This window comes from Kitasatospora sp. NPDC059571 (genome assembly GCF_042735675.1).
Lineage (GTDB): Bacteria > Actinomycetota > Actinomycetes > Streptomycetales > Streptomycetaceae > Kitasatospora.
Genome location: NZ_JBHWBW010000465.1, coordinates 1 through 3,762, shown reverse-complemented (window position 1 = coordinate 3,762; position 3,762 = coordinate 1). Strand labels below are relative to the sequence as shown.

Genomic DNA, 3,762 nt, shown 5'->3' with positions numbered 1-3,762 from the left:
GGGGCGGGGCGCCCCCGCGGCCGGCCGCCGCCGCCGGGGGGCGTCCCGGCGGGGGGGGCCCAGGCCGACGAAGTCGGCCATCTGCTCGACGGCGTAGCCGAAGAAGGCGTCCGCCGGGTCGAGGGTGCCCACCAGGTGCCCGAAGAGCTCGAACCCGATCATCCCGAACAGCTGGGTCCACGCGATCGCCGTCCTGGCCAGCACCGACTCCGCCAGCCCGGGGGCCAGCTGCGCGGTGACCGCGGCGAGCTGGGCGCCCAGCGGGCCGCCGACCGGCTCCCCGGCGGCCTGTGCCGTGCCGGCCACGCCGATCAGCGCGAGCGGGACCCGAGCGGCCGGCTCGATGGTCTCCTGCGGCGCGGCGTACCCGGGCACCGGCGTCCCGAACACCAGGGCGTACTCGTGCGGGTGGGCCCGTGCCCAGTCGCGCACGGCCGTGCACAGCACCCGCCAGCGGGCCCGCGGGACGGCCGGGGCGGCGGCCAGTGCACGGTCGGCGGCGTCCCCGAGGTCGGTGTAGGCGTCGATGATCAGGGCGGTCAGCAGCTCGTCGCGGCTGGGGAAGTACCGGTAGATCGCGGAGGAGGCCATGCCGAGCTCACGGGCGACGGCGCGCAGCGACAGCCGCTGCGCCCCCTCGGAGGCCAGCTGCCGGCGGGCCTCCAGCTTGATCTCGCGGGTGAGCTCCTCGCGGGCCCGTTCGCGGGCGGTCTTGATGGCGGTCATACCGGACAGCCTGCCACACGATCGGAACATTGCACAGAAACGAGAGCACTGCTCTTGACGGCGGTCGCCCGCGGTGGCAGAGTTGTGCTCACGAACGAGAGCACTGCTCACAAGGGGCGGTCTCCGGCGACCCTGGGGGTCACGATGTCCGACAGCAGCAAGCGCTACGTCATCCCGACCGGCAAGGTCGACGCCGCGATGCTCGGCTTCTTCAACCGGGTGGTCGCCGCCTTCACCCGCGCCGGGCTCAGCGTCTGGGGCTCCCGGGTGCTCGCCGTGCGCGGCCGCAAGAGCGGCGAGTGGCGCACCACCCCGGTCAACCTGCTCACCATCGAGGGCGAGCGGTACCTGGTCGCGCCGCGCGGCCACACCCAGTGGGTGCGCAACCTGCGCGTCGTCGGCACGGGCGAGCTGCGGCTCGGCCGCCGCGCCGAGGCGTTCAGCGCCGTCGAGCTGGCCGACGAGGCCAAGCCGGAGATCCTCCGCGCCTACCTCAAGCGCTGGAAGTTCGAGGTCGGCATGTTCTTCGACGGCGTGGACGCCACCGCCACCGACGAGAAGCTGCTCTCGATCGCCCCGGGCTACCCGGTCTTCCGGATCAGCGCGGCCTGACCGGCCGGGCGCCGAACGCCGCCGCGGCCCGGACGAACCGCTCCGCCAGCCGCGGCGCCCCCGCCCAGTGCAGGTGCAGGTACGAGGCGTGCACCGACCCCTGCACGAACCCCTCCGTCCGCGGCCCGGCCGGCCCGCGCCAGCCCCAGGCGGGCGGGTCGCCCGCGCCGGGCTCGCAGACCGTCCGGTGGAACTCGTGCCCGCGGACCCGGCTCCCGGCCTCGGCCAGCACGCTGTCCCCGAGCGCGACCGCCTCCCGGTAGCCGAGCGTCAGCCGCTCGGTCATCCGGGCCGAGGTGTCCAGCACCCCGCACATCGGCCGGCCGTCGAGCTCCCGGCCCAGGTACAGCAGGCCCGCGCACTCGGCGGCGACCGGCAGCCCGTCCGCGGCCCGGGCGGCGATCGCCCGCCGCAGCGGCTCGTTGGCGCTGAGCTCGCCGACGTACATCTCCGGGAAGCCGCCGCCGACCACCAGGGCGGCGGCGCCCTCCGGCAGGTCCTCGTCCCGCAGCGGGTCGAACGCGACCACCTCCGCCCCCGCCGCGGCCAGCAGTTCGGCGTTCTCCGCGTACGAGAACGAGAAGGCCGCACCGCCGGCCACGGCGATCCGCGGCCGGCCCCCGACCGCCGCCACCTCCGCCCCGGCGGACCAAGCGGCATCGGCCAGCGGGGGAGCGGTCCGGGCCAGCGCCAGCAGCGCGTCCAGGTCCACCGAGGCGGCGACCAGCTCGCCCATGTCCCGCACCGCCCGCAGGGCGTCCGCGGAGCGCTCCACCGCCGGGATCAGGCCCAGGTGGCGGGAGGGCGTGGCGACCGAGGCGGTGCGCCGCACGCAGCCGAGCACCGGCACCCCGGAGCCCTCCTCCAGGGCCTCGCGCAGCAGTTCCTCGTGCCGGTCGGAGGCCACCCGGTTGAGGATCACCCCGGCGAGGCGCACCTCCGGGTCCCAGGACGCGAAGCCGTGCACCAGCGCGGCCACCGACCGGGACTGCGAGGAGGCGTCCACCACCAGCACCACCGGCGCCCGCAGCAGCTTGGCGACCTGCGCGGTGGAGGACAGCTCGCCCCGGCCGGCCGCCCCGTCGAACAGCCCCATCACGCCCTCGACCACCGCCACGTCGGCCCCGGCCGCGCCGTGCAGGAACAGCGGCGCGATCCGCTCCTCCCCGCACATGTAGGCGTCCAGGTTGCGGCCCGGCCGCCCGGCGGCCAGCGCGTGGTAGCCCGGATCGATGTAGTCCGGGCCGACCTTGTGCGGCGACACGGCCAGCCCGCGGGCGGCCAGTGCGGCGATCAGGCCGGTGGCGACGGTGGTCTTGCCCGCGCCCGAGGAGGGCGCGGCGATGACGAGACGGGGGATGTTCAACGGACTACCACTCGATACCGCGCTGGCCCTTGCGGCCGGCGTCCATGGGGTGCTTGACCTTGGTCATCTCGGTGACCAGGTCGGCGAAGTCGGTCAGCGGCTCCTTGGCGTACCGGCCGGTGATCACCACGTGCTGGCTGCCCGGACGGTCCTTCAGCACCGCCACCACCTCGTCCACGTCCACCCAGCCCCAGTGCATCGGGTAGGTGAACTCGTCGAGCACGTAGAAGCGGTAGGTCTCGGCCGCGAGGTCGCGCTTGACCTGCTCCCAGCCCTCCTTGGCCGCCTCCTCGCTGGACTCCATGCCGCGCTGCACCCAGGACCAGCCCTCGCCCATCTTGTGCCAGGCCACCGTGCCGCCCTCGCCGGAGGCGCCGAGGACGCGCAGCGCGTTCTCCTCGCCGACCTTCCACTTCGCGGACTTGACGAACTGGAACACCCCGACCGGCCAGCCCTGGTTCCAGGCGCGCAGCGCCATGCCGAAGGCGGCGGTGGACTTGCCCTTGCCGGGGCCGGTGTGCACCGCGGTGATCGGCAGGGTGCGGCGCTGACGGGTCGTCATGCCGTCGTCGGGGACGTTCTCGGGCTTTCCCTGCGGCATCAGGCGGCCTTTCGGTGCGAAGGGGCGGGGCGGTGGTCGCGGACGAGCGCCGCGACGCCCTCGGCGCGCAGCTCGTCCAGGGTGACGGCGGGGCCGCCGAGGCGGGCCGCCAGGGTGCGGGCCAGGCCGAGGCGGACGTGGCCGGACTCGCAGTCCAGCACCACGCTCGCCACGCCCTGCCCGGCCAGCAGGCCCGCGGCCCGCTCGGCCTGCGCCAGGGCGTCCCGGCCGCCGGTGGCCCGGCCGTCGGTGACGACGACCAGCAGCGGACGGCGGTCCGGATCGCGCATCCGCTCCACCCGCAGCACCTCGTGGGCGCGCAGCAGCCCGGCGGCGAGCGGGGTCCGCCCGCCGGTCGGCAGCTGCTCCAGCCGGGCCGGGGGGGGCCCCCCCCCCCCCCGCGGGGCGGCGGCCCGCCCCCGGGCCGCGCCCCCGCCGCGCGGGGCTGAGAGGGGGA

Annotated in this window: 4 protein-coding genes and 1 pseudogene; 1 reads left to right on the top strand and 4 read right to left on the bottom strand. The window is 76.0% G+C overall.

Annotation, left to right across the window (positions count from 1 at the left end):
• Positions 1–726 (bottom strand): TetR/AcrR family transcriptional regulator (locus ACFV0G_RS32970; protein WP_380555947.1); only part of this gene is annotated, 726 nt, incomplete at its 3' end.
• A 198-nt stretch (positions 727–924) separates the two neighbouring features.
• Between ACFV0G_RS32970 and ACFV0G_RS32965 the strand changes: the two genes are divergently transcribed.
• Positions 925–1,338, top strand: a complete 414-nt coding sequence (locus tag ACFV0G_RS32965) for a nitroreductase/quinone reductase family protein (RefSeq protein WP_380555951.1) — start codon at positions 925–927, stop codon at positions 1,336–1,338.
• On the opposite strand, the gene ACFV0G_RS32960 is transcribed toward ACFV0G_RS32965, so the two are convergent.
• The 3 genes and pseudogenes from ACFV0G_RS32960 to ACFV0G_RS32950 all read right to left on the bottom strand — a co-directional run.
• Positions 1,325–2,704, bottom strand: coding sequence for a cobyrinate a,c-diamide synthase (locus ACFV0G_RS32960; RefSeq protein WP_380555945.1), 1,380 nt, complete (start codon positions 2,702–2,704; stop codon positions 1,325–1,327). The two genes, ACFV0G_RS32965 and ACFV0G_RS32960, sit on opposite strands and share 14 nt — an antisense overlap.
• 4 nt (positions 2,705–2,708) lie before the next feature.
• Entirely contained in the window at positions 2,709–3,305 is a 597-nt protein-coding gene (gene cobO, locus ACFV0G_RS32955; RefSeq protein ID WP_380555943.1) for a cob(I)yrinic acid a,c-diamide adenosyltransferase, read from the bottom strand.
• Positions 3,305–3,762 (bottom strand): annotated as a pseudogene (locus ACFV0G_RS32950) (magnesium chelatase); the annotation flags it as partial. The pseudogene ACFV0G_RS32950 and the gene cobO, both read right to left, overlap by 1 nt.